Genomic DNA, 23,442 nt, shown 5'->3' on the forward strand with positions numbered 1-23,442 from the left:
GCCACCGGGAGCGGGCAAGGTGGAGAAAAACGCGCAAGGATGCCCCAATGAAACCGTTGTTGCTGACGCTGCTGGCCAGTTTGGCCCTGGCCGGCTGCGCCACCCCGTCCCCACCGACTGAGCGATTCTGCGCCTTGGGCTGCGAGCTCGACGCCGCGCCCTTTGCCGCCCCCCTGAACGCCTACCTGGCCCAGCGGCAACAGCTGGAGCAGGCCGGCTTCTTTACCCAGATGGACGCGGTTTATCGGCGCATGGGCTGGCCCTCCCGCCACCAGATGCACGCCGAAGCCAGCCAGATGTCTGACCCTCAGCGGGCCCGCTACCTCAATTTCTACGCCGTCACCGGTTTGTTGGATGAGATGGTGGCGCTGTACCGGCTCAACGGCGAAGCTCTGGCCAGCCTGCCCCAATCTCAGCTGCAAATCCCAGCGCCCCTCTCCCCCTTTGTCGTGGACACCCTGTCGCTGCCCCCTCCGGCCCGCCTGTCGATGGTGGCGCGCTGGGGCCAGATCGTGACCGTGCTGACCGACAACATGGTGGCGGAGTCCGTCCAGTGGCAGGAGGCGCGCTGGTTTTCACCTACTGTTACAGAACCCTCGAGCGGGAGATTGCCATGATCAAAACCACCTTGGACGCGGCCCTGACCCTGGGCCGACGCAGCGGGATCTTCCTGCTGATTCTGGGCGTACTGTCGGTGGCCATGCCTTGGGCCACCGGATTGGCCCTGGAGATGCTGCTGGGGGCGTTGCTGCTGTTTGCCGGCCTGGCCCAGCTGTTTTTTGCTTACCGCACCCGCGGGATGAGCGGCTTTCCCCTGCGCCTGGTGTTTGGCCTGATCACCAGCCTGGCCGGGCTCTATCTGCTGTTCAATCCCACCGCCGGGGTGGTGGCCATCACCTTGATCCTCGGGATCTACTTCCTGGTGGATGGGCTGGCGACGTTGCTGGCCAGTTTCCAGTACCGGGCGCAACGCAACTGGGTGCTGATGTTCGCCAACGGCGCCGTGACCCTGGCGCTGGCGGCGGTGATCCTCTGGCAGTGGCCCGCATCGGGGCGCTACGTCATCGGCATCCTGGTGGGGATCAAGCTCATCATGATGGGCCTGATGATGATCAGCACGGCGGGCATGGTGAGCGCGGCCAAGGAGCGGATGGAGACGGTGCGGATGCAGCAGCGGGCAGACGGCGCCAAGGTGGTGGAGGGGGAGGATCGCCCCCTGGATCCCTGATAGAGGGGGGACCGGAGCCCAGAGGAGTTGGGCCCCAGTCCCGAAAACTCAGGCGGCCTGGGGTTGGTCGCCGTAGGCGGCTTCCAGGTAGGCGATGATGTCACTGGACTCGTACATCCAGCGCACCTGGTCGCCCTCTTCGATGCGTAGGCAGGGCACCATCAGGCGGCCTCCGCCGCTTTCGAGTTCGCTGCGGTGGGGCTCCTGCTTGGCGTCCCGCAGTTCGATGTTGAAGCCCTGGCGGCGCAGCGAGCGGCGCACCTTGACGCAAAACGGACAGGCGTCGTACTGGTAGAGGCTGTAACGGCTCAGGGTGGCGTCCAGCTTGGCCTGAACTTCGGCGGGGCGCTGTGGGGGTTTGGGCGCGGTCAGGGCGTTGACCAGCAGCACCAGGCGACCCAGGATCCAGCGAATGACAAACATGACTGACCTCACGAACGGGGCAAAAGTGGGCGCAGGGTAACATTTGCGGTTCGGGACGGCCAGCCCTGCAGCGCAGGGGCGTTTCCCTTCTCCTCTAGCCCGGTTCCGGGCCCCGTCCGGTTTTCCCTCACAAAGCACGGATTCCTATGCAAACTTCCAAGTTCGTTATCACATTTTTGTCATAGAGCCGGCCCTTGCGGCCGGGAAATCCTGTCTATACTTCAAATCCAGTCTCCAAGGAAGATGTGCAGGGGCGGGGTGCCAGGCAATCGTCGATTGACGATGACGAGCGAATCGTGGGCATCCGGGCTGCATGGCTTTCAACTCTCTGATCCTCACGTATTTGTGGCTTCCTGAAGTGTCGAAGCCCCCGCTTGTCGCCGTCACCAAGCGTGTTTCTCCTGTAGTGAGGAGTCTGAAGTATGGCGACAGTATCCTATCTGATGGGGGCCCTATTGGCGGTGTCGGCCGCCGGTGCGCAGGCATCGGACACCCCACTGGATTTGACCCGCAACCCCTTTTCCCTGGCCAACGCTCACTGGGCACCGGTCTCCGTCGACAGCCCCTTGGTTTACCGAGATTTTGAGTATGCCACTGCGGTCACTTCCTTAACCCGGATCAGCAGGGTCAAGCCCACTGCCCACACCCTGTTGGTGACCCGTTACCGGGCGCCGGTCCCCGCTTTGGCCCCAGCGCCCTCGGCGCCCCAGGTGGAGTCCGAGCCGGCCCAGAGCGCACCGCCAAGCCCACAAAAGGGGGAGGGGGAGATCATCATCATCGACCCGCCCCCCATTACCGATGATCCTGAGCCGCCCCCTGCCGAGGGCCCCATCCGGGTCGGTGGCCCCATCGATGCCGGTTTTCGCCCCATCAAGACCCAGCACCATCGCATGGGCAAACCCGAGGCGGCGCGCCTGTTGCAGCAGGCCACCTTTGGCCCCCGGGCCGGGGACGTCCAGAGACTGCAGAAGATGGGACTGAAAAGCTGGCTGCAGTGGCAGCGGGACCTGCCCCGAAGTGAGCATCTGCCCCTGTTGGAGACCTACTACCGGACGCAGTACGAGCAGCGTCAGCAGGACAGGGCCGACGTGTGGTGGCAGCACGCCCTCTATGGCGAGGACCAGCTGCGTCAGCGGATGGCCTTTGCCCTGAGTGAAATTCTGGTGATCTCCCGCCAGGATGCGGTGCTCTTCTACCAACCCCTCTCCATGGCCCACTACTACGACATGCTGTCGGAGCATGCCCTGGGCAACTATCGGGACCTGCTCAAAGGGGTCACCTTGCATCCGGCCATGGGGATCTACCTGTCGATGCGGGGCAATCTCCTGGCCGATGAGACAAGCAACCGCTTTCCCGATGAGAACTACGCCCGGGAGGTGATGCAGCTGTTCAGCATCGGATTGCACCAGCTGAACGACGACGGCACACCGGTATACGATGCTAACGGCGAGCTGGTGCCCACCTACACCCAGACCGACATCGAGAATCTGGCGCGGGTCTTTACCGGGTGGGACATCGATGGCCAGTTTTGCCGCCTGGTGTGTGACTCCATGGTGCCTATGGCCGGGACGCCGGAGCGTCACGACGACGGCGAAAAGTGGGTAATGGGGGAGTACTTCCCCGCTGGCCAGGGGATGGAAGCGGATCTCGACCAGGCGATGGATCTGCTGGTCCACCACCCCAACACCCCGGCCTTTATCAGCCAGCAGTTGATCCAGCGGCTGACCCACTCCAATCCCAGCCCCGCCTACGTCAAGCGGGTGGCGGATGTCTTTCGAAACAACGGTTTTGGCGAGCGGGGCGATCTCTTCGCCGTGGTCAGTGCCATCCTGATGGACCCGGAAAACCTGCAGTATTACCCCCGCCGGTCGCCCCGCAAGGTGCGTGAGCCGCTGGTTGCCACCGCTGCCCTGGCCCGGGCACTGGAGATGCAGTTGGCCGGCGATCGCATGGTGGATTATTTCAAGAGTTATTCCAGCTATGGCCAGGCTCCCCTGGCGGCCCCCTCGGTGTTCAACTTCTTCAGTCCGGACTACAGCCAGGGCGCCGTGGCCCAGATGGGCCTGGTGGCACCGGAGCTCTCCATCCTGGGCTGGAACACCTACATCGGCTTTAACAACCGCCTGTGGGGCATCAGCGGCAGTCTGACCGAGGGACTCGATGGCACCCTGTTTTTCGGTGCCGAGACGCTGGCCGGCATGCCCGCCCAGCGCTACGTGGACTGGTTGGATGAGCGGCTGTTTGCCTACCGGATGAGCCAGGGGCTTAAGGATCTGCTGCTGGACCACCTGGCGGGGATCCCCCCCTCCGAGCTTGAGCGCCGTGTGCAGGAGCCGCTTTATCTGGCCCTGACCGCCCCCGAATACCTCTATCAGGAGTGACCCATGGACCGCAGACGCGTACTCAAAGGGCTGGCCGCCGGTGCGGGCACCCTGATGCTGCCCCGCTGGGGGCAGGCCAATACCCAGGACTTTGGCGATTACCGGGCCCTGGTGGGGGTCTTCCTGCTCGGCGGCAACGACGCTTTCAATATGATTTTGCCCGGCGGAGCCGACGGCTACGGCGAGTACCAGATGGCCCGCTCCGACATGGCCCTGTCCGAGGCGGGACTGCACCCCAGCGGGTTGCAGGACCAGTGGGGTTACCCGCTGCGATTCCACGCCCAGATGCCGGAGATTGCCCAGCTGTTTGCCCAAGGCAAGGGGGCGGCGGTGCTGAACAGCGGCACCCTGCTGTCGCCCACCAGCAAAGACGACATCCGATTCGGCACCACTCCGTTGCCGGCGTTCCTCTTCTCCCACAACAGCCAGCAGATCGCCACGGAGAGTGGCACCGACGCGCCCGGGCAGGCCCGGGGCTGGGGCGGCCGTTTGATGGACCTGTTGAGCGACGGCAGTGAGCCGGTCACCCCCCTGTTCTCCTTGCTGGGCAACCGCAAGTGGCTGAGGGCGGATGTCGGTCAAAACCGCCTCTCCGCCGGCAGCGTGCCGGAATTTGACGCCCTGGCCGAAGAGCCCCTGGCCAACGCCTACCAGCGGCTGCTGGCACTGCCGGGACGGGACCCCATGAGCACCGAGCTTCGAGCGGTGATGGCCCGGGCGGTGGACACCAGTGCCACCCTGGCCGGGGTGCTGGAGCGCTACCCCGCCACCGGCCGCTACCCCGCCGGCAACGGCCTGGCCAACCAGCTGAAAACCGTGGAGTCGCTGATCCAGGCCAATGCGGAGCTGGGCCATGGCCGGCAGATCTTCCTGGTGGGGATGGGGGGCTTCGACACCCACTCGAACCTGTTAAGCACCCACGACCGCCTGATGGGTTTGCTCAGCCAGGCCATCGGTGCCTTCCTGGGGGCGCTGGACGAGATGGGGCTGGGCGGTCAGGTGACCACCTTTACCATGTCCGACTTCGGTCGCCGGCTGACCAGCAACGGCAGCGGCACCGACCACGGTTGGGGCGGCCACCAGTTGGTGTTCGGCGGTGCGGTGAAATCCGGCGCCTATGGCCTGTGGCCCTCCCTGGTGCCCAATGGCACGGACAGCCTGAGCCTGGGCCGGATGATCCCCACCACGTCGGTGGACCAGGTCTCGGCCACCTTAAGCCGCTGGATGGGGGCCACCGACGATCAGCTGTACCAGCTGTTCCCCACCTTGAACGCCTTCAACCGTCCGACGCTGGGCTTTATGAGCTGACAAAAAAGGCCGCAATCTGCGGCCTTTTTTCTTACTGGGAGCGGGATTACTCCTGCACCTCCAGGCGGTTGTCGGCATGCTGGCTCAGCTGCGGCGTGTTGTCCGCCGGGGCCACCTGGGGCGCGGCCCGGGTCTGCTCGTTGACCTGGTAGATCTTGGAGGCCGCCGCCAAGTCCTTCTCATTGTTGATGCTGGCGATGGTCTCCCGGTCGCGCAGGAAGCTGCGCAGATCGTCGACGATGCCGGTCAGCTCCTTGTCGTCGGCCCGCATCTCCAGGATGTGGCGAGGGTACTCCAGGTTGCGGGCGCCAATGCCGGCAAAAGTGGAGCTGACGATGCGGGTGACGATCACCCAGGGTGTCATGGAGGAGCGCACCACGGTGTTCTCCGACTGGGTGGAGTCGTAGACGCTGGTGCCGGTGGAGATGCGCGACTCGGTGAAGGTGCCTTCGCACTTGAAGTACACCAGCAGCGACTCGAAACGGATCTCGCCCCAGAACACGTGGGCGAAATTGGCCAGTAGGCGACCGAAGGCGCCCAGCAGCAGCAAACCCATGGCCAGGGTGGCCAGGTGTCCTGCCAGACCCGCCAGTTCGGTCAGGTGGGCCACCACTTCGGCGTCGGCGCCGTTGGTGGGCAGGACGCGCACCAGGGTGATCACCTGGTTCAGCGGGGTCACCGCCATAAAGAGCATCACCGCGGCCAGTAACAGCAGGAGTTGGCCCGCCAGGGTGGCACCGAGGCGCACCGGCTTGGCGATCCCCTCAACGCCTTGTTGCTGCACCACCGGCTGAGTTTCCTGGATCATCTCCCCGTAGAAGGAGCCCTTGCCGTCGGTCTGCTCCCGCAGCTTAGGCTGCAGGGCGCGGTAGATGCGGTTGGGCACCTCCTTGTGGCGACGGTTGGCCATCACCATGGAGTCGATGTTGATGAAGATCTCCCGGGGGTGCACTGACTCCTGCCAGTTGTCCCGCAGCTCCGCCACCTCGGTGACCGGGGTGGCCTGCTGGCTGCGCTGGGCGATCAGCACCATCAGCAGGGCGCAGCTCAGTACCGCCATCAGGCAGAGCAGCCCCAGCCACAGGCCGTTGCTGTACGCGTCGGTGTAGGCGCCCCAGATGGTGAGGAACTGGGTGGTCATCTCGCTCACTGGCTCGGTCTGACCGTTGAACTCCGCCACCGCCCGGGCCAGGTTCGGCTCGGCGCTCAGCAGCTGGTTGATGCCGTAGCCGATCAGGACGGGGCCCAGGATGGAGATCGCCAGGATCTTGGCCAGGCTGGCGGAGCCGGCGCTCTCCATGGCACGGGAGACCGCCCGATTGACCGGCGTGCCCGCTCGGAACCACACCCAGGCCAGGTAGAGCAGCAGCACCGTGGTGAACACCGGCATCATCAGCGGTCCGACGCTGCCGGCCAGCCCGGTGCTGGTGGTGAACCAGGCCAGGACAAAGCACAGCAGGCCCACCAGAGTCTGGGTCAGGGCCCCGGCCAGGCGTTGGGCCAGGTTACGGATGGGGTAGGGGACGAAGGTCAGCTTGGGGAACAGGGTGTGCACCACCCGGGCAATCAGCCCCTGAGGTTCGGCGAAGGTGACGTTCTTGCGGCCCACCATCATCTGCTCGATCTGGTCGGCGTCGTAGGCCAGATCGTGCTTCTCCCGGGCGGCGGTGTCGCTCTCCGACTTGGCGTGGTTGTAGGCCAGGGAGGTGGGCACGGAGCGGCCCACGAAGAAGCGCAGCACCTGCATCAGGCCGCTGCCGCAGGTCCACAGCCCCTGGGCCAGCAGGAGGAAGCCGATGCCGGCGGTGATCCAACCGGTGGTCGGGTCGGCCTTCACCGCCTCGGCCACCTGGAGCAGCAGCACCAGCCCCAGCAGGGCCACCACCACGCCGCGGGTGGTGCGCACCACCCCTTCGAATCGGAACGGATTACGGATCCCCAGATCCAACGAGCCGTGTTCATAAGCCATTGTTTGTCAGTCCTTTTGGTTAATCCTGGGCCGTTATGCCGTTTCAAACATGTCGCGGTAGCCGTCGTCCACCGACTCCGACAGGCCGGAGTGGGGTTGCAGCAGGTTGATCTTGTCCAGCGCCGGCCGCATCGCCAGCAACTCGTCCACCAGCTGGCTGTTGGCCTTGTTGAACATCCAGTCCAGCGGCCACTTGAACAGCGCCTTGGCGCCGAAGTAGCCCAGCGCCGCGCCAATGCCGCCGGCGGTCAGGTTCATGTTGCGGCTGTGGTACTCCCACAGTTCCAGCGGGGAGGTCAGCACGTAGGGCAGGCTGGTCAGGGCATCGAGCAGGTAGCCGTTTTGCAGCATGTTGCCCAGCCACAGGCCGAGCCAGCCAAACAGCGCCGCACCCAGCAGGGTCCACAGGCCGCGCAGGTGGTAGCGTCGGCTCTGCCCCTTGGTCAGGGTGATAAGGCGGCGGACGGTGTCGTGCTCCCCCTGTTTGCTGAGCCACTTGATCTCGTCGGTGGCGTGCACGTAGAGGGCAAAGCTGAAGATCAGATCCTTGCGCTCGTCGATGCCGCGGATCAGGGTGATGTGGCTGCCCGGGGGAATATTGACGTTGAAATCGGAATAGAGAGTCAGGACTTTGCCATCGGCTTTTTCCAAATAGATGGTCTGTTGAAAGTGGTTTTCACCCTTTTCTCTTTTTCCACCGGAGTAAATACCTGTAATGGTGCGCAGCTCAATAGGGTAGCTGCGTCCCTTGGCTTCCAGGGAGAGCCGATGCGTTTTTTCCATAACGGAGCCTGTCCTGTTTTGCGGGCCACAGCCTGGATGACAGCCTTGACCTGAACTGAATGAATTGGCGATTTTAGCCCGACTTTTCCGTATCAAACTAGTGGTTTTTCAGCACCTTGAGTCGTTGGGTTGAATGGGCAGCAAGGCTGTGGGAAATCGCTTACAGGCGCGCTCGAAAAGTGCTCACTTATGAATAAGGTTCGCCAGTATGTCGGCTATTGCTGTTTATCTAATATTTTTGAATTTATGGTATGAGGCGAAGCGCTTTATATTTTCTGCTCAATTATTCTGAGAAATAAAAAAAGGGTCGCGAAAGCGACCCTTTTTTATTCGAGTAAGTGGACTCAGTCTTGCTGTTCCCGGGCAATGGCGCGGTAGGCGATGTCACGACGGGTGAACATCCCCTGCCAGCTGATCTCATCGGCCAGTTGGTAGGCGCGCTGCTGGGCCTCGGTCACGGTGGCGCCCAGGGCCGTGGCACAGAGCACCCGGCCGCCGGTGTTGACGATGGCGCCCTCTTTGTCGCTGGTGCCAGCGTGGAACACCTTCTCACCCTCGGCGTAGTCGCTGCGCAGGCCAGAGATAGCGAAGCCCTTCTCGTAGCTGGCCGGGTAGCCGCCGGAGGCCAGCACCACGCCCACGGCGGCGCGGGGGTCGAACTGGGCGGTTTTGCCGTCCAGCTTGCCGTCGCAGGCGGCCAGGCACAGCTCAACCAGGTCCGACTGCATGCGCAGCATGATGGGCTGGGTTTCCGGATCGCCGAAGCGGCAGTTGTACTCGATCACCTTGGGGGTGCCTTCGGCGTCGATCATCAGGCCGGCGTAGAGGAAGCCCTTGTAGGGGTGGCCTTCGGCCTTCATGCCATCCACCGTGGGGCGGATCACCTCGCGCATGATGCGGTCGTGGATCGCCTGGGTCACCACCGGGGCGGGAGAGTAGGCGCCCATGCCACCGGTGTTGGGGCCGGTGTCGCCGTCGCCAACGCGCTTGTGGTCCTGGCTGGTGGCCATGGGCAGGATGTGGTCGCCGTCCACCATGACGATGAAGGAGGCCTCTTCGCCATCCAGAAACTCCTCGATCACCACCCGGTGACCGGCATCGCCGAAGGCGTTGCCGGCGAGCATGTCTTTAACGGCGGCTTCCGCCTCATCCAGGGTCATGGCCACGATCACGCCTTTACCGGCGGCCAGGCCATCGGCCTTGACCACGATGGGGGCGCCCATCTCCTGAAGATACGCCAGCGCCGGCTCAATCTCGGTGAAGTTCTGGTAGGCGGCGGTGGGGATATTATGGCGGGCCAGGAAGTCCTTGGTGAAGGCCTTGGAACCCTCCAGCTGGGCCGCGGCGGCGCTGGGGCCGAAGATGGTGAGGCCCGCCGCTTCGAAGGCGTCCACCACACCGTCCACCAGCGGCTGTTCCGGGCCGACGATGGTCAGGGCCACGGCGTTGTCCTTGGCGAACTGCACCAGGGCGTCGTTGCCGGCCACGGCCACGTTCTTCAGCTTGGGCTCGGTGGCGGTACCGGCGTTGCCCGGTGCCACGAAGACGGTCTCTACCGCCGGGTTCTGGGCTGCTTTCCAGGCCAGGGCGTGCTCACGACCACCACTGCCAATTACCAAAATGTTCATTGTCTTTCCTTTCCGGTTGCCGGGCGCTCAGGCCCGGGTCCAAGGAAGCGTGGGAGGGGTCCCTCACCACACGCTCAAATTCTCGCAGCAGGACAGGCCCTGCTTCTCAAGCGCAGGCCAAACGGATGAAGTGCCAGGCGCCCGCTCCACAGGCCTCCGAGTTTGCTGATGCAAATGAGGAGGCCGAGGACCGCGGGCAACGCCGCAATTCGCCGTTTGGACCAGCGACACCAATAGCGCTTAGTGCTTGAAGTGGCGCATGCCGGTAAACACCATGACCATGTCATGCTCGTCCGCCGCATCAATCACTTCCTGGTCGCGCATGGAGCCGCCCGGCTGAATGACGCAGCTGATCCCCGCCTCCGCCGCGGCGTCGATACCGTCGCGGAAGGGGAAGAAGGCGTCGGAAGCCATCACGGAACCCGGTACGGTCAGGCCCTCGTCGGCGGCCTTGATGCCGGCGATCTTGGCGGAGTAGACGCGGCTCATCTGGCCGGCGCCGACGCCCACGGTCATGCCGTCTTTGGCGTAGACGATGGCGTTGGATTTGACGTACTTGGCCACCTTCCAGCAGAACATCAGATCTTTGAGCTGCTCCTCGGTGGGCTGACGCTTGGACACCACCTTGATGTCGTCCAGGCTCACCATGCCCTGGTCGCGATCCTGCACCAGCAGGCCGCCGTTGACCCGCTTGGTGTCGAACTCGGCGGTCTTGGCCTGCCACTGGCCACACTCCAGCAGGCGGACGTTTTTCTTCTCAGCCACGGCGGCCTTGGCCTCGGCGCTGATGCTCGGGGCGATGATCACCTCGACAAACTGGCGCGCCACGATGGATTCGGCGGTCTTGCCGTCCAACGCGCGGTTAAAGGCGATGATGCCGCCAAACGCGGAGGTGGGATCGGTCTTAAAGGCGCGGTCGTAGGCTTCCAGGATGTCGTCACCCAGGGCTACACCACAGGGGTTGGCGTGCTTAACGATGACACAGGCCGGGGCGTCGAACTCCTTCACGCACTCCAGCGCCGCATCGGTGTCGGCGATGTTGTTGTAGGAGAGCGCCTTGCCCTGCAGCTGAACGGCGGTGGCCACGGAGGCTTCCTGCACGTTGTTTTCCACGTAGAAGGCGGCACGCTGGTGGCTGTTCTCGCCGTAGCGCATGTCCTGCTTCTTGGTGAACTGCTGGTTGAAGGTGCGGGGGAAGACGGACTCCTCGTCGCCCTCTTTGTTGTCGCCGTGGCTGGGCACCATGGTGCCAAAGTAGTTGGCGATCATGCCGTCGTAGCCGGCGGTGTGCTCGAAGGCGGCAATGGCCAGATCGAAGCGGGTCTTGAGGGTCAAAGAGCCGGAACCTGCGTCGATCTCGGCAATGACGCGGTCGTAGTCGTGGGCGTTGACCACGATGGTGACGTCTTTGTGGTTTTTGGCGGCGGAGCGCACCATGGTGGGGCCACCGATGTCGATGTTCTCCACCGCGTCCTCCAGGGTGCAGCCCGGCTTGGCTACGGTCTGGGCGAAGGGGTAGAGGTTGACCACCACCATGTCGATGGGGCGGATGCCGTGGGTGTCCATCACGGACTCGTCCTGCTCACGGCGGCCGAGGATGCCACCGTGCACCTTGGGATGCAGGGTCTTGACCCGGCCATCCATCATCTCGGGGAAGCCGGTGTAGTCGGACACTTCGGTCACGCTGAGGCCGGCCTCGGCCAGCAGGCGTGCGGTGCCGCCGGTGGAGAGCAGTTCAACGCCGCGCTCGGACAGGGCACGGGCAAAGTCGACAATGCCGGTTTTGTCGGAGACGCTCAGCAGGGCTCGACGGATCGGGCGGGGTGCGTTCATAGGGTACAGAGTCCTTTTAGCGGTTTGGCCATTCCACCGGGATGCCCCGGATTGATGGCGCATTATTATGTTGAAGATATTTCGCCAAACCGATTTGGGGAGGCGGTGTGCCGCTCCCGAAATGGCCCCAGCCGACGATGCCGGTATTGGGGGGAAGCTTGGCGAAATACCCTCGTTGCGTCGCGCCCGCTGATGCGCGCGTATTCTACGAAAAAATGCCGGCCAGATCAGCGCCGTTTCCGACTCGGATCACTTTTTTTCCCTCCCGGGTGCCCAGACCCCGCTTTTTCCTTTGACCTTTGACCAAACTCCAAGGTTTATACTGGTCGAATTCGGTGAACACAATGGAGCACCCATGTATCGCATTGGGGAATTGGCGCAGCGCTACGAGATCAAAACCGACACCCTGCGCTACTACGAGAAACACGGTCTGCTGGCCCCCAGTGGGCGCAGCGACAGCGGCTACCGCCTCTACGACGAGGCCGACGAGGTGAAGCTGCGCTTTATCCTGCGGGCCAAGGGGGTGGGCTTCACCCTGGCCCAGATCCAGGAGCTTTTGATGATCGACGCCAGCCGGGCCAGTTGGGCCTGCCAGGACGTCAAGGCGATCGTCGAGAACAAGGTGGTGGAGCTGGAGCGCAAGATGGCCGAGCTCAAGCAGTTTCGTGACTCGCTGCAGCAACTGGCGGACGCCTGCTGCGGCGGGCCGGAGAGCGCCGAGCACTGCTCCATCCTGGATGCGCTGGAGGTGCGCTCATGAGCACCCTGACCGAGCTGGCCCTCAACTTCTGGGATCTCTTCCTCGACTCCGCCCCCTGGCTGCTGCTGGGCCTCTTTATGGCGGGGATGATCAAGATGTTCGTGCCCATGAGCTGGATGCAGAAGCAGCTGGGGGGCCACGGCATCAAGCCCACGGTGAAGGCTGCGGTGTTCGGCGCCCCCCTGCCGCTGTGCTCCTGCGGGGTGATCCCGGCGGCGGTGGGCCTACGCCGCTCCGGTGCCTCGAAAAGCGCCACCACGGCGTTCCTGGTGGCCACCCCGGAAACCGGGGTGGATTCGGTGTCAGTCTCCTACGTGCTGCTCGGGCCCTTTATGGCGGTGGTGCGTCCCATCACTGCGGTGGTCTCCGCCATTGTCGCCGGCCTGCTGGTGGGGCGGGATCAGGACGCCGAGCCCCAGCCAAAACCCGCCCCCAAGATGACGCCGATGGCCGCGGGCGGCTCGATGATGCGCGCCCCTGATGCGGTGTCTTCGGTGACGCCAGCGAAATCCGGCTGTTGCGCCAGCCAGGCGGCAGTGGCGCAACCGGCGCAACAATCCGGCTGCTGCGGCAGCAAAGCGGCCCCGGCGGTGAAGGCTGAGGCGACCGGCTGTTGTTCCAGTAAAGCCCAGGCCAGCGCCAAAAGCGGCTGCTGCGGCGGTAAAACCGAGGCGCCGGCGGCCCCCGGTGTGGTGGCCAAGCTGATCAAGGGGGTGCACTACGCCGCCACGGACCTGGTGCGGGATACCACGGTGTGGCTGCTGGTGGGACTGTTCTTCGCCGCCCTGGTGAACACCTTTGTGCCCGCCTCCTTCCTCTCCCAGTGGGGGGATGGGATCCTGGCGATGACGGTGATGGTGCTGGTCAGCATTCCCATGTACATCTGTGCTACCGCCTCCACCCCCATCGCCGCCGGTCTGCTGCTGGCGGGGGTCTCCCCCGGTGCGGTGCTGGTGTTCATGATGGCGGGGCCGGCCACCAACATCGCCACCCTGGGCGTGGTGCGCAACGAGCTGGGCAAGCGGGCCCTGTGGGCCTACCTGACCGGGGTGATCGGCACCGCCATGCTGTTCGGATTCGCAGTGGACTTTGCCGTGGCCGAGTTTGGCTTCAAGGTGATGCCCCTGGTGGGCGAGGAGCACCGCATGCTGCCCCACGCCCTGGTGTACGGCAGTGGCGTGCTGCTGGCCGTGCTGATGGCCAAAGCGCTGTGGGACAAGTGGGTGCCGGCGAAAGCCGCCCTGGCCTGATGCCCTCGAGGTCAAGAAGTGGGCGACTTCGGTCGCCCGTTCTGGTTGACTACCGCAGGAACCGTTTAGGAGACATCTGATGAAAGGGATCACCCTGCTGGCCGCCCTGCTGGCCTCCACTTCCGCCCTGGCGGCGGACCCCCTGGTTTACCGTTGCAACCACGGCAACGCCGAGCGCCTTATCGAGGTGCGCTACCCCGCCGAGGCGCCGCTGCCCTGTGAGGTGCACTACACCAAGGCCGAAGGCAGCCAGATGCTGTGGAGCGCCGCCAACACCGCCGGCTACTGTGAGCAGCGGGCGGAGAACTTCGTCGAGAAGCAGCGGGGCTGGGGCTGGAGCTGCGAGCTTGAGGCCGTGGAGCCGGCACCGGCCACCGAGCCCGAGGCCCAGGTGGAGTAAGCCTGGACCGAAAAAAAACGCCGGCATCCGCCGGCGTTTTTTTATCCCCCCAGGGAGAGGAAGAAGGGGATCAGTATCGGCCCGGCCAGGGTCAGGACAAAGCCGCTGACGATGGCGATGGGCACGGTCTGCGGGCCGCCGCTTTTCTGGATCACCGGCAGGGTGAAATCCATCGCCGTGGCGCCGCCGTAACCGATGGCCGAGGCCGGAGTGCGGCGCATCAGGATGGGGATCAGCACGATGGCAATGAGCTCACGGCACAGGTCGGCCAGGAAGGCCACCGAGCCCAGGGCCGGGCCCAGCTTGGCGCTCACCAGGGCACCGGAGAGGGAGTACCAGCCGGTGCCGGCGGCCAGGGCCAAACCATGGTGCACCGGCATCTGCCACAGCAGTGCGGTGGCGGCACCGGCCAGCAGGCTGGTGCCCAGCACCAGGGCGGCGATGGCCAGCCCCCGGGGGTTCAACAGGATCTGGCGCAGGCTCATGTTGCTGGCCCGCAGCTGGATGCCGATAAGCAACAGCAGCAGCATCAGGATGGCGTTGGCCCAGCTCTCGATCAGGTGGCCCGGCAGGGGCATCAGCATCCCCAGCATAAAGCCGGCCAGCACCACCCCCGCCAGCTGCAGCGACTCCATCACCATGGCAAGGGTGCGCACCCGGCCCTGCTCCTGGCCCAGGCTCAGGGGCCAGCGGCGGTCCACCAGGGGCAGCAGTGCCAGGTTGGCCACCAGGGTCAGACCGATCAGGGTGCCGGTCAGCCGGGCGATCTCCCCGATCTCCCCGGCCAGGTTGTCCAGTCCCCCGAGGCCCATGCCCATCAGCCCCAGGATCAGGTAGACCAGGGCGGTCAGGGCGCGGTCGATCAGGCGCAGGCTGGGCAGGTGACTGAGCTTGATGAGGTAGCCCAGCACCAGGGGGGAGAGAATGACCAGGGTGTCCAAGGTGTTGTCCGCGTTAACAAAAGGCGCGGCAAGGTTAGCAAGATGGTATACCATCCACAAGTCACGGAACTCGCGGGCCCTGTGGTGGTCCCAGAGGCCTAAGAGGAGGTGATGATGAGTAAACGCAGTGCGGTCTTCGGGGCCGTTATCTTGCTGTTGGGCCTGATGGGGTTTTCCCTCTACCAGCTGGGTGCCGGCAATCGATTGGCGCTGTCGCTGAACCAGGCCCATAAGAGTGAGGTGCTGATGTACGGGGCCAGTTGGTGTCCGGCCTGCGCCGCCACCCGGGAGTTTCTTAATGCCCGGAACCAGCCCTTTTTGGAGCTCGACATGGAGAATGACCCTCAAGCGGCCCGGGAGTTTGCCCAGTTCGGCGGCCACGGGATCCCGCTGGTGCTGATCGACGGTCGGGTGATCCGCGGCCATTCGCCGGCGGAGCTGGATCGGTTACTGGCGAGGCTGGAGAAGTAGGGGTCAGAGTCGGTCGCCGGCGAGGCTGAGCACCTCGACGTCGCCGCCGAGAACGGCGACGATCACCTTGCCCTGGCGGAAGGCGTCGGGCAGCATCACCCGCCCGCTGGTGCCGCGGGCCAGGCCGTTGAGCACCGCCTTTTTCATCACCAAGGACTCGTCACCATCGAAAAAGAGCACCGTCACCGTGTCGTTTGCCACCCTGGCCTCCCTGTCAACAATCTGGCGTTGAGGGGCGTGTACAGCCGGATTGCTGCCGTTTAGATTACTCATTTTCTTCGCAAAAATTAACGAGATGGCAACAATATTGAGGGGGCGGGGGCACTTTTGCAAGCCAGGCAATTCAAGCCAATTCCCGTTTTGTGAGCCGGCGGGAATTTGACGCCATTTGAGTCGGGGGCGGACACAGGGCAAAATAGCGCCCCCTGTCGCTTGAGCGAACAGGGTATACTCTCCCCTTTACCCCCAACTCCCTGGAGTCCGCCTTGCAGTTTTCCGAGCTGGCGCTGGATAAGCGTCTGTTAGCCACCGTTGAGCACCTGGGCTTTGCCGAGGCGACCGAGATCCAGCAAAAGGCGATCCCCGCCGCCATCGCCGGCAAGGATCTGCTGGCCAGCTCCCGCACCGGCTCGGGCAAGACCCTGGCGTTCCTGCTGCCGGCAATGCAGCGGCTGATGAAATCCAAGGCCCTGACCAAGCGCGATCCGCGGGTGGTGATCCTGGCGCCCACCCGGGAGCTGGCCAAGCAGGTTTACGGCCAGCTGCGCCTGGTGGTGGCCAACACCCAGTTCAAGTCGCTGTTGATCCTCGGCGGCGAAGACTTCAACCAGCAGAGCAAGGCCCTGGCCCGGGATCCCCACTTCGTGGTGGCCACCCCTGGCCGCCTGGCGGACCACCTGGAGCACGGCCACCTCTACCTGAACGGACTGGAGCTGCTGATCCTGGACGAGGCGGATCGGATGCTGGATCTGGGCTTTGCCGATCAGCTCCAGGCGATCCATAAGGCCGCGGATCACCGCAAGCGCCAGACCCTGATGTTCTCCGCCACCCTGGATCACGCCGCGGTCAATCGCTTCGGCGCCGAGCTGCTGAACAACCCCATTCGCATCCGCATCGACTCCGAGGCCGAGATCCACAGCGACATCCACCACCGGATGCTGTTCTCCGATCACCTGGATCACAAGGAGGCCCAGCTCAAGGCCCTGCTGGAGAAGCAGGCGTTCAAGCAGCTGATCCTCTTTACCGCCACCCGCTCCGACACCGACCGCCTGGCGGGCCTGGTCAGCCAGTGGGGCTTCACCACCCTGGCCCTGTCCGGGGATCTGAACCAGTCCGCCCGCAACCAGATCATGCAGGACTTTGCCGGTGGCAAGGCCCAGGTGCTGATCACCACCGACGTGGCCAGCCGGGGCCTGGACATCCCCCAGGTCTCCCATGTGGTCAACTTCGACCTGCCCAAGCACCCGGAGGAGTACGTCCACCGGGTGGGCCGCACCGGCCGGGCCGGGGCCAAGGGGGACGCCTTCTCCCTGGTGGGCCCCAAGGACTGGGTCAGCTTCAAAAAGCTCGAAGCCTTCCTCAACCAGAGCCTGGCCTTCGAGGCGCTGGAGGGGCTGGAGGCCCAGTTCAAGGGCTTTGCCGACAAGCCCAAGCGGGCGCCCGTCAAGGCCAAAAAAACGGCCAGTAAAGGGCGCAAGGGGCCGGCTCCCAAGCGGGCGCCGAAGAAGGTCAAGCGCGCTGCCGGCGGGCTGCGGGACATCGGCGACGCCCCCATGGTGGTGCGCAAGAAACCCAGCGCTGCCCCCGAGCAGGAGTGAATCCCGGCCGCACCTCGTGCGGCCTTTTTTGTGGCTACCCTTGGGGGAGAATCCGTCGAGGCGAACCCGTGAAACTGCTGGCCCTGTTTCTGACCGGCTACCTGGCGATGGGGGCCCTGCTTACCCTGTTCCAGCGTCAGCTGATCTACCTGCCCTCCCCGCTGGACCCCCCGTCGCTGCCCAGCGAGTGGGTGGACACCGCCTGGGGTCGAGTTCAGGTGCACCCCCTGAATCCGGACCGTGCTCGGGCCCTGCTCTATTTCGGTGGCAATGCCGAGCTGGTGGGCTGGAGTGGGGCCGAGCTGGCGGCGGCGCTGCCGGATCACACCCTCTACCTGGTCAACTACCCCGGCTACGGCCACAGCGAAGGCAGCCCCAGCCAGGCCAGCCTGGTGGGCGCCGCCGTGGCGGTGTTTGATGTGGTGGCCCCCCGCCATCAGCAGGTGGGGGCCATCGGCCGCAGCCTGGGCTCGGCGGTGGTGGTGCAGCTGGCGGACCAGCGGCCCCTGGCCCGGCTGGCCCTGGTGACCCCCTTCGACAGCATCACCGCCCTGGCCCAACAGCAGATGCCCATCTACCCGGTGACCTGGCTGGTCAAAGACCCCTTCGACAACCTGGCGGTGGCCCCGGAGTTGACCCAGCCCCGGCTGGTGGTGCTGGCCCGTTGGGACCAGGTGATCCCCAAGGCCCGAAGCCAGGCGCTGATCCAGGCCCTGGAGCCCGCCGGGCTCACCGTGGTGGAGCTGCCCCAGGCGGATCACAACACCCTCTCCCGCTACCCGGAGTACTTCACCGCCCTGGCCAGCTTCTTTGCCCCCTAAAATCGCCCCCTAAGCGCCGTCGCTTCTGGTAGAGTGCGGCTTCTTTAGGCCTAGCAGTAAGGGGCAGTGGCATGGTGGTGGCAGCGAAGATCGCCGCGGCGGTGGTGACCGTGGTGGGATTGGCCTGGTTGACGGAGCGGGTGGGACCGCGCTGGGCGGGGGTACTGACCGGTTTCCCCCTGGGCACCGCGATACTGCTGTTCTTCTACGGCCTGGAGCAGGGCCCTCAGTTTGCCGCCGAGGCCGCGCCCTACGGTTTGCTGGGTCTGGTGGCCACCACCGGCTTTGCGCTGACCTACACCCTGACCGCCCCCCGTTTTGCCCGCCGCTCCTGGTGGCCCCTGGTACTGGCGCTGCTGGCCCTGTTGGGTCTGGCCACCCTGGGGCAGGCCAGCCCCAATCTTGGCCCCTGGGGCGCGCTGCTGGCCCTGGGCGGGGCGGCTCTGGCGATTCGCCTGACCCGACGCCTGCCGGAGCCGGAGTTTGTCGCCGTCCGCGCCGGTTGGGGGCTGCTCTGGGCCCGGGCGGCCCTGGCGGCGGCCTTGGTGGTGGCGATCACCGCCCTGGCCGGCGCCGTGCCTCCCCAGTGGGCGGGGGTGATGGCCTCTTTCCCCATCACCCTGTTTCCGCTGATGCTGCTGTTGCAGTGGAGCTACGGCAGCGCGGTGGTGCAGACCCTCACCAAGCACTACCCCTACGGCGTCGGCAGCCTGGTGGTCTACACCCTGGCGGTGTGGGTGGGTTACCCGCGACTGGGGCTGGGGTTGGGCACCCTGCTGGCCTTTGCCCTGGCCGGCCTCTATCTGCTGGGCTATTGGCGCTGGAGCCTGCGCCGAACGGCTCCCTTAACCCCAGAGTCCCCCTCCGCACCCCAATAACGCCGACGCCCTTCAGGCCTTGGCGGCCTGGGCCACCGCCGTCATCCAGAACTCGAGGGGGCCGGACAGGGCCTCCTGGGTGAGCGCCCCGGCGGCCGCCTCCTGGGCCAGGGCGTAGCCGTGCAGGTAATCCACCAGCAGATCCCGACAGTGGGCCAGGGTGATCGGCGGCAGCGCCAGCGGCGCCAGGGCCTGTTCGAACCGTTCGATGAACACCTGGGCCGGACCGGTGCTGGTCAGCCCAAGCAGGGTGCCCAACAGCCCCGGGTGGGCCTCCAGCAGCCCCAGGTAGCTGCGACACAGGGCCTCAATCTCAATCCGCCAGTCGCCGCCATCGGGTTGATGAATGTCGGCCACCAGGGAGCGGCACAGGGCGTCCAACAGCGCCGCCTTGTTGCCGAAGTAGTGGTAGATCGCCATGGGGTCCACCCCCAGGGCGCCGCTGATCGCCCGCACGCTGGGCACCTTACCCTCCTGACGCAGCAAGGTTTTGGCGCAATCCAGGATCCCTTCGCTGCTGAGCTGGCTCGGCCGGCCCCGCTTTTTCGCCTTGACAGTCATCCGCTGCCCCCTCTACGATTTAATAATTCTACGGTGTAGATTAAATCTGTTTTTTCCCCGGAGCAAGCCGCCGGGGGGCATTGAGGAGGGGTTATGGGTCACGTCGTTTACATTGCCACCAGTTTGGATGGCTACATCGCCGATCGCGACGGTGGACTGGATTGGCTGCACAGTGTGCCCAATCCCGAGGGGGATGATCTTGGCTTCGCCGAGTTCATCGCCGGCGTCGATGCCCTGGTGATGGGGCGCAACACCTACCAGACCCTGCTGGATTTTGACCTGGAGTTGCCGGCCCAGTGGCCCTACCCCAAGCCGGTCTACGTGGTCAGCCGTCAACCGGTGACGGTACCGGCGGCGCTCGAGGGGAAGGTGTTTGCCCTGGCCGCGGACGATCCCAGGGGGCTCAGTGACCGCCTGGCGGAGCTCGGTCACCAGCGGCTCTACGTGGATGGCGGACGCACCATCCAGGGATTTTTGGCGGCGGAGCTGATTGATGAGCTCATTCTGACCCAGATCCCCATCCTGCTGGGGGGAGGCGTGCCGCTGTTCGGCGCGCTGGCCGAGCCTCAGGCCTTCGAGCTGGTGCACAGCGAGGTGCTGCTGGGTGCTCTGGTCAAATCCCACTACCGGCGACGCCGGTAAGGGGCACAAAAAAACCGCGCCTTGGCGCGGTTTCTTGTCTCAGCACATCGCGGCCTGGCGCTGGGGGCGATCCCCCATGGCTTCAAGCCGGGCGCTGTGGGGCGCCAACAGCTCCGGCTGGGCCTCGGCGATGTCCGTCAGGGTGCGGGCGAGCCAGGGCGGCAGCGGCGCCAGATCGTAGAACACCCACTGCCCCTGGCGGGTGTCGATCAGCAGGCCGTCGCTGCGCAGTCTGGCCAGGTGGCGGGAGATCTTGGGCTGGTTCTGGTCCAGCGCGGTGGTCAGTTCGCAGACGCATAGCTCCCCCTGTTGCTGGATAAGCAGCATGAGGCTCAGCCGGGTGTCGTCGGCCAGGCTTTTCAAGGCGGTTACCGGGGCAATCATGGGGCTCCTCTGTGGGCATTGGGCTGGGTGGGCGACTGAAGCGCAGTATTGTGACACAGGGATGAGGGTGGCGTCACAGTTGCGAGTGATTCGCGTCTGACCCAAGGGTGCGGCCACCCGGCTTTGTGGGTCGGCTCACACTCCGGGGCCCGTTTTCCCCGAGGCCCTGTGCCGTTCGATGGGACAAAAGTGGCGAAAACCCCATGCCAAGCAGAGGGTTACTCACCAAGGAGCGGGGTTCGCCCAGGGCTTCGCAGAACGCCCGCTTTTGTCGCTGCACTCACCACCTTGATGCACCGGGGAGCAAAGAGTTTTTGCCTGTGAGGCCCGTCACCCTCCGGGAGGGAATTATCCCTAATATATGGTGAACCGCATATGCATATATGAGTGTGAGCCATGAACAACGATAAACCGGTCGATCTCTCCCGCCGACACCTGCTTAAAGGCACCGCGGTGGGTACCGCGCTGCTGGGCCTGGGCGGCGGCTATCTCTTCCAGCCCGTGGTGCAGGCCATGGAGCAGGTGCTGCCCAAGGTGGACCTGCGCACCGGCACCGGCCAGTGGGTGCCGACCACCTGCCAGGGCTGCACCTCCTGGTGTGCCAAGCAGGTCTACATCATGGACGGTCGGGCCATCAAGGTTCGAGGCAACCCCCACTCCAAGATCCACGACACCGCCAGCTGCCCTCGCCAGCACCTGGGGCTGCAGATGGTCTACGATCCGGACCGCCTGCGTACGCCGATGATGCGCACCAACCCCAAGAAGGGGCGGGACGAGGATCCCAAGTTTGTCCCCATCAGCTGGGACCAGGCGATGGAGATGCTGGCGGATCGCATCCTGGCGCTGCGGGCCAAGAATGAGAGCCACAAGTACGCCCTGCTGCGCGGCCGTTACTCCCTGGTCAACGACCTGCTCTACAAGCAGATGACCAACCTGATCGGCTCCCCCAACAACATCTCCCACAGCGCCATCTGCGCCGAGTCCCACAAGATGGGGCCCTACTTCCAGGACGGCAACTGGGGCTACAACCAGTACGACGTCAGCAACACCAAGTACATCCTCTCCTTCGGTGCCGACCCCATCGCCAGCAACCGCCAGGTGAGCCACTACTCCAGCCAGTGGGGGGACACCCTGGACCGCGCCAAGGTGGTGGTGGTGGATCCGCGCCTGTCCGCCTCCGCCGCTAAAGCCCACCTCTGGGTTCCGGTGGAAACCGGCCAGGACGCGGCGCTGGCCCTGGCCATTGCCCACGAGGCGATGGTGGCCGGCCTCTGGCACAAGCCCTTTGTCGGCGACTTCAAAGACGGCCAGAACCGCTTCAAGGCGGGCCAGGAGGTGGACGCTAAGCTGTTTGAGGAGCGCCACACCCACGGCCTGGTGAGCTGGTGGAACCTGGCGCTGAAAACCTGCAGTGCCGAGTGGGCCGAAGGGATCACCGGCATCGAGGCTCAGACCATCAAGACCATCGCCCGGGAGATGGGCGCGGCGGCCCCGGCAGTGCAGGTGTGGACCTCCCGCGGCCCCACCATGCAGGTGCGCGGCAGCTACACCTCCCTGGCCTGCCACGGGCTCAACGGCCTGTTTGGCGCCATCGACAGCCAGGGCGGGCTGTTCCCCTACAACAAGGCGCCGCTCAACAAGAGCTTCCCCAGCGCCAAGCCCTACCTGGACGCGGTGGCCCAGGCCGGGGTCAAGATGGAGAAGATCGATCAGCGCGGTCGCCTGGGCTTTCCGGCCCTGAAGAAGGGCAAGTCCGGTGGCGGGGTGATCACCGACAACGTGGCCAACGCCATCAACAGCGCCGATCCCTACAACATCGAGGTGATGCTGGCCTACTTCAACAACTTCGTGTACTCGGCGCCGGAAACCCAGCGCTGGGAGGCGGCCCTGTCCAAGGTGGACTTTATCGCCCACGTCACCACCAACATCTCCGAGTTCAGTTGGTTCTCCGATCTGCTGCTGCCGGCCAACCACCACATGTTCGAGAAGTGGGGCGTGCTCTCCGCCGCCGGTAACGGCCACAGCCACGTTTCCTTGCAGCGCCCCTCCATCCAGCGGTTGTACGACACCCGCCAGGACGAAACCGAGGTGCCCTACCTGCTGGCGAAGAAGCTGGCGGAGAAGGGCTTCGACGCCCCCTGGCGCTACATCAACGAGCAGGTGCTGGACCCGGAAACCGGCCAACCCGCCAAGAACGCTGCAGAGTTTGCCGAAGTGGCGGTGAAGTACGTCACCGCGCCGCTGTGGCACCAGGACGCCAGTCAATACGGCGACAAGCTCAGTGGCTGGCAGGAGTTTGTGGACAAGGGGGTCTGGAACTCCAAGCCCTACGTCTACCAGGCGCGCTGGGGCAAGTTCAAAACCGCCACCGGCCGGTTCGAGTTCTACAGCGAAACCCTGAAGAAGGCGCTTAAGGGCCATGCCGAGAAGCACCAGGTGAGCGTCGACGAGGTGATGGCGGCCAGCGAGTACAGCGGTCAGGGCGAACTGGCCTACGTGCCGCACTACGAGGCGCCGGTGCGCGACGGCGACGCCAAGGCCTTCCCGCTGCTGCTGGTGGACCAGAAGTCGCGGCTCAACCACGAGGGGCGCTCTGCCAACGTAACCTGGACCCACGCCTTCAACGACGTGAATCCCGGTGACGAGGTGGGCCAGGACACCGCCAAGATCAACCCGGTGGACGCCCGCAAGCTGGGCCTCAAGGATGGCGACGCCATCCGCCTGGTCAGCCCGGTGGGCAGCATCGACTGTGTGGCCAAGCTGTGGGAGGGGGTCCGCCCCGGCTCCGTGGCCAAGTGCTTCGGCCACGGCCATTACGCCTACGGTCGGGTGGCCGCCGAGACCTTCGGCAAGCGCCCGCGGGGGGGCAACAACAACGACATCATTCCCAGCCGGTTCGATCGTTTGAGTGGCGCGTCCGCTTACTACGGCCACATCCGCATCCGTATTGAGAAAGCCTGAGGA

Annotated in this window: 22 protein-coding genes; 13 read left to right on the forward strand and 9 right to left on the reverse strand. The window is 64.9% G+C overall.

Annotated features, from left to right (window positions below; translation table 11 throughout):
* The first annotated feature begins 47 nt into the window (after positions 1–47).
* Together KUV81_RS08685 and KUV81_RS08690 are read left to right on the forward strand one after the other, a co-directional pair.
* Positions 48–617: a hypothetical protein gene (locus KUV81_RS08685; protein WP_222543474.1), complete on the forward strand. Its 570-nt coding sequence runs from the start codon at positions 48–50 to the stop codon at positions 615–617.
* Positions 614–1,228, forward strand: coding sequence for an HdeD family acid-resistance protein (locus KUV81_RS08690; protein ID WP_222543475.1), 615 nt, complete (start codon positions 614–616; stop codon positions 1,226–1,228). Before KUV81_RS08685 ends, KUV81_RS08690 begins: the two co-directional genes overlap by 4 nt.
* Before the next feature lie 48 nt (positions 1,229–1,276).
* Here the strand turns inward: KUV81_RS08690 and KUV81_RS08695 are convergent, their stop codons facing one another.
* A complete protein-coding gene (locus KUV81_RS08695; RefSeq protein WP_222543476.1) occupies positions 1,277–1,651 on the reverse strand; it encodes a glutaredoxin family protein in 375 nt (124 codons plus the stop codon).
* 422 nt (positions 1,652–2,073) lie between these two features.
* Between KUV81_RS08695 and KUV81_RS08700 the strand changes: the two genes are divergently transcribed.
* Positions 2,074–4,032: a DUF1800 family protein gene (locus tag KUV81_RS08700; RefSeq protein ID WP_222543477.1), complete on the forward strand. Its 1,959-nt coding sequence runs from the start codon at positions 2,074–2,076 to the stop codon at positions 4,030–4,032.
* A gap of 3 nt (positions 4,033–4,035) precedes the next feature.
* The gene (locus KUV81_RS08705; protein ID WP_222543478.1) at positions 4,036–5,340 is read left to right on the forward strand and encodes a DUF1501 domain-containing protein; all 1,305 of its coding nucleotides are present in this window, start codon (positions 4,036–4,038) and stop codon (positions 5,338–5,340) included.
* Between the two features lie 46 nt (positions 5,341–5,386).
* Here KUV81_RS08705 and KUV81_RS08710 read toward each other — a convergent pair whose 3' ends face one another.
* The 4 genes from KUV81_RS08710 to purH form a co-directional block, all read right to left on the reverse strand.
* On the reverse strand, positions 5,387–7,309 hold the full coding sequence (locus tag KUV81_RS08710) for a hypothetical protein (RefSeq protein ID WP_222543479.1): 1,923 nt from the start codon (positions 7,307–7,309) through the stop codon (positions 5,387–5,389).
* Between the two features lie 33 nt (positions 7,310–7,342).
* Positions 7,343–8,092 carry a hypothetical protein gene (locus tag KUV81_RS08715; RefSeq protein WP_222543480.1) on the reverse strand — a complete coding sequence of 250 codons (750 nt, stop codon included), beginning with the start codon at positions 8,090–8,092 and terminating at the stop codon, positions 7,343–7,345.
* A 344-nt stretch (positions 8,093–8,436) separates the two neighbouring features.
* Complete coding sequence (purD, locus tag KUV81_RS08720) at positions 8,437–9,720, reverse strand: phosphoribosylamine--glycine ligase (protein ID WP_222543481.1); 1,284 nt, start codon at positions 9,718–9,720, stop codon at positions 8,437–8,439.
* 240 nt (positions 9,721–9,960) lie between these two features.
* Positions 9,961–11,553, reverse strand: a complete 1,593-nt coding sequence (gene purH / locus KUV81_RS08725; RefSeq protein WP_222543482.1) for a bifunctional phosphoribosylaminoimidazolecarboxamide formyltransferase/IMP cyclohydrolase — start codon at positions 11,551–11,553, stop codon at positions 9,961–9,963.
* A gap of 355 nt (positions 11,554–11,908) precedes the next feature.
* Between purH and zntR the strand changes: the two genes are divergently transcribed.
* From zntR to KUV81_RS08740, 3 genes are all read left to right on the forward strand, one after another.
* On the forward strand, positions 11,909–12,313 hold the full coding sequence (gene zntR / locus KUV81_RS08730) for a Zn(2+)-responsive transcriptional regulator (RefSeq protein WP_222543483.1): 405 nt from the start codon (positions 11,909–11,911) through the stop codon (positions 12,311–12,313).
* A complete protein-coding gene (locus KUV81_RS08735; protein ID WP_222543484.1) occupies positions 12,310–13,563 on the forward strand; it encodes an SO_0444 family Cu/Zn efflux transporter in 1,254 nt (417 codons plus the stop codon). The genes zntR and KUV81_RS08735 overlap by 4 nt, the downstream gene beginning before the upstream one ends.
* Positions 13,564–13,642: 79 nt before the next feature.
* A complete protein-coding gene (locus KUV81_RS08740) occupies positions 13,643–13,963 on the forward strand; it encodes a hypothetical protein (protein ID WP_222543485.1) in 321 nt (106 codons plus the stop codon).
* A gap of 41 nt (positions 13,964–14,004) precedes the next feature.
* Here KUV81_RS08740 and KUV81_RS08745 read toward each other — a convergent pair whose 3' ends face one another.
* On the reverse strand, positions 14,005–14,904 hold the full coding sequence (locus KUV81_RS08745; RefSeq protein ID WP_222543486.1) for a lysine exporter LysO family protein: 900 nt from the start codon (positions 14,902–14,904) through the stop codon (positions 14,005–14,007).
* Positions 14,905–15,018: 114 nt separating this feature from the next.
* On the opposite strand from KUV81_RS08745, the gene KUV81_RS08750 reads away from it, so the two are divergent.
* Positions 15,019–15,375 (forward strand): glutaredoxin family protein, encoded by a 357-nt coding sequence (locus tag KUV81_RS08750; protein WP_222543487.1) that lies wholly within the window; start codon positions 15,019–15,021, stop codon positions 15,373–15,375.
* Positions 15,376–15,378: 3 nt separating this feature from the next.
* Here KUV81_RS08750 and KUV81_RS08755 read toward each other — a convergent pair whose 3' ends face one another.
* On the reverse strand, positions 15,379–15,576 hold the full coding sequence (locus KUV81_RS08755; RefSeq protein ID WP_315900060.1) for a DUF2375 family protein: 198 nt from the start codon (positions 15,574–15,576) through the stop codon (positions 15,379–15,381).
* A gap of 284 nt (positions 15,577–15,860) precedes the next feature.
* Here KUV81_RS08755 and KUV81_RS08760 point away from each other — a divergent pair, with 284 nt between their 5' ends.
* From KUV81_RS08760 to KUV81_RS08770, 3 genes are all read left to right on the forward strand, one after another.
* Entirely contained in the window at positions 15,861–17,192 is a 1,332-nt protein-coding gene (locus KUV81_RS08760) for a DEAD/DEAH box helicase (protein WP_222543489.1), read from the forward strand.
* Positions 17,193–17,260: 68 nt separating this feature from the next.
* Positions 17,261–18,013, forward strand: a complete 753-nt coding sequence (locus KUV81_RS08765) for an alpha/beta hydrolase (protein ID WP_222543490.1) — start codon at positions 17,261–17,263, stop codon at positions 18,011–18,013.
* A 71-nt stretch (positions 18,014–18,084) separates the two neighbouring features.
* Positions 18,085–18,891 (forward strand): hypothetical protein, encoded by an 807-nt coding sequence (locus KUV81_RS08770; protein WP_222543491.1) that lies wholly within the window; start codon positions 18,085–18,087, stop codon positions 18,889–18,891.
* A 12-nt stretch (positions 18,892–18,903) separates the two neighbouring features.
* Here the strand turns inward: KUV81_RS08770 and KUV81_RS08775 are convergent, their stop codons facing one another.
* A complete protein-coding gene (locus KUV81_RS08775; protein ID WP_222543492.1) occupies positions 18,904–19,452 on the reverse strand; it encodes a TetR/AcrR family transcriptional regulator in 549 nt (182 codons plus the stop codon).
* 93 nt (positions 19,453–19,545) lie between these two features.
* Between KUV81_RS08775 and KUV81_RS08780 the strand changes: the two genes are divergently transcribed.
* Entirely contained in the window at positions 19,546–20,094 is a 549-nt protein-coding gene (locus KUV81_RS08780; protein ID WP_222543493.1) for a dihydrofolate reductase family protein, read from the forward strand.
* A gap of 39 nt (positions 20,095–20,133) precedes the next feature.
* Here KUV81_RS08780 and KUV81_RS08785 read toward each other — a convergent pair whose 3' ends face one another.
* On the reverse strand, positions 20,134–20,478 hold the full coding sequence (locus KUV81_RS08785) for a metalloregulator ArsR/SmtB family transcription factor (RefSeq protein ID WP_222543494.1): 345 nt from the start codon (positions 20,476–20,478) through the stop codon (positions 20,134–20,136).
* 396 nt (positions 20,479–20,874) lie between these two features.
* On the opposite strand from KUV81_RS08785, the gene arrA reads away from it, so the two are divergent.
* Entirely contained in the window at positions 20,875–23,439 is a 2,565-nt protein-coding gene (gene arrA / locus KUV81_RS08790; protein WP_222543495.1) for an arsenate respiratory reductase molybdopterin-containing subunit ArrA, read from the forward strand.
* Positions 23,440–23,442: the final 3 nt, after the last annotated feature.

It is taken from the genome of Ferrimonas balearica (assembly GCF_019802085.1).
Taxonomy (GTDB): domain Bacteria; phylum Pseudomonadota; class Gammaproteobacteria; order Enterobacterales; family Shewanellaceae; genus Ferrimonas; species Ferrimonas balearica_B.